This window comes from Lactobacillus sp. N54.MGS-719 (genome assembly GCF_000980505.1).
In the GTDB taxonomy this organism is placed as follows: domain Bacteria; phylum Bacillota; class Bacilli; order Lactobacillales; family Lactobacillaceae; genus Lactobacillus; species Lactobacillus amylovorus.
In genome coordinates, this window is the sequence record NZ_LARO01000092.1 from 1 (window position 1) to 1,731 (window position 1,731).

General features: G+C 35.5%; 2 protein-coding genes. One reads left to right on the top strand and one right to left on the bottom strand.

Annotated features, from left to right (window positions below):
• Positions 1-112: 112 nt before the first annotated feature.
• The gene (locus tag WS44_RS09160) at positions 113-994 is read right to left on the bottom strand and encodes a LysR family transcriptional regulator (RefSeq protein ID WP_022087467.1); all 882 of its coding nucleotides are present in this window, start codon (positions 992-994) and stop codon (positions 113-115) included.
• Positions 995-1,100: 106 nt separating this feature from the next.
• Here WS44_RS09160 and WS44_RS09165 point away from each other — a divergent pair, with 106 nt between their 5' ends.
• Positions 1,101-1,619 (top strand): DapH/DapD/GlmU-related protein, encoded by a 519-nt coding sequence (locus tag WS44_RS09165; protein ID WP_046434084.1) that lies wholly within the window; start codon positions 1,101-1,103, stop codon positions 1,617-1,619.
• The last annotated feature ends 112 nt before the right edge of the window (positions 1,620-1,731 follow it).

Here is a 1,731-nt window from a genome sequence, read left to right on the forward strand (position 1 = left end):
ACTAAGGATAAACTAAAAGAACTTACTCCGATAGAATATCGGAATAAGTCCTTAGTCGCATAATATCAATAAAGTGTCCGAAAAATGCGGGTCACTACATCTTGAGTCTTTTTTATTTATCCGCAATAGATGCTTGTAGACGATTCAAAAATAATTTAGCAGCTGGCGATAGATTGGTACCATGTTTCCAAATTACTGTTATGGGTTCTTTTATTGCTGGTGTAATAGGTCTAAAGGTTAGACCTGAACCTTTTGAAACATTCGCTAATTTATCTAAGGTTAACAACAAAGCAGCTTTATTCTTAACCATCAAAGTTCCATTAAAATTTAAATTAACTGTACCAATAAAGTTGACCTGATCTTTGTAATTACCAAACCAGTTATCAAAATAATGCATATGTTCAGCTTGCTGAGAATTGAGAATATTTCTACCAATCAAATCAGCTGGGGTAATCTTGTCTTTCTTAGTTAAAGGATCATCTTCTGGCATCAGAACGCCCCAGACGTCTTTTTCAGGTAGTTGCAGGGCTGCATAATTAGAAAGGTTCAGATTACCAATGATCACCGCAAAATCAACGGTACCAATGTTTAACTTCTTTTCTGCAAATTCATAATCGCCACTCAAAATATGGATCTTTACAGTAGGATAATCTTGGATAATATTACTCAAAATGTCCATGATCCTTTGCATTGCGTAACTTTCACCTGCAGCAATTGTTAAATCGCCACTAATCACAGTAGAAGATTGAAGATTACTCTTAGTCTTTGCAGTTAAAGCTAAGATTTCTTTTGCTTGCTCTAATAAATATTGTCCAGCTGGAGTCAAAGTTAAATGACGGGACCGGCGATTGAATAATTTGACTCCCAATTCATCTTCTAAGTCAGCAATTTGTCTTGATAGAGCTGGCTGAGAAACTAACAATTTTTGAGCAGCTCTGGTCATGTTTAGTTCTTCTGCTGTAGCAACAAAATAGTTTAAAACTCGTAATTCCATTTTTTACCATAAAAAATAGTTATAATATTTGATACTTAATAAGCTTTTTACATTGCTTAGCTTACCTTTTAAACTTAATTTGAGCAAGAAAAAGGAAGTATAAAAAATGGATGCAAATAATAAAGATCTTATTACGCAACTAATAGCGCAGAATCAACGTCTTCTTCAGAATCTGAATACACAGCGTCATTGCAGTTGTGAAGTATGTCAACTTGTTAGTGAAATTATAGGGCGGGAAGTACCAGCTAGTACGGAAATTAGAGTTTCATTTTATTCTGACTATGGACGCAATATCAAGCTAGGTGAGCGTATTTTCATTAATGCAAATGTAATGATGGTTGACCTAGGTGGCATCACTATTGAGGATGATGTGCTAATTGGACCAGGTGCATATCTAATTTCAGTAAATCATCAGTTGAAGCCCAAGCAGCGAAAAGAGTTGGAACTTAAACCAGTAGTAATTGAGAGAAATGCGTGGATTGGGGCAAAAGCAATGATTTTACCAGGCGTTACTATTGGTGAAAATGCTGTAGTTGCTGCAGGTGCAGTTGCTAGTAAAAATGTTCCGACTAACGCAGTAGTAGCTGATATACCGGCAAGAATCATTAAGAAAATTAAGGATTAAAAAAGCCGCGATTTTTCGCGGCTTTTTAGTTATACAGCTTTTTCATTGTGCCAAACTTTGGAAATGATGTATAAAACTATGAAAGTGATGATGGCGGCAATCATAGGAATAC

Excerpts from the sequence above, each read along its gene's own strand:
- WS44_RS09160 (WP_022087467.1), bottom strand. The coding sequence starts at position 994 with ATGGAATTACGAGTTTTAAACTATTTTGTTGCTACAGCAGAAGAACTA.
- WS44_RS09165 (WP_046434084.1), top strand. The coding sequence starts at position 1,101 with ATGGATGCAAATAATAAAGATCTTATTACGCAACTAATAGCGCAGAAT.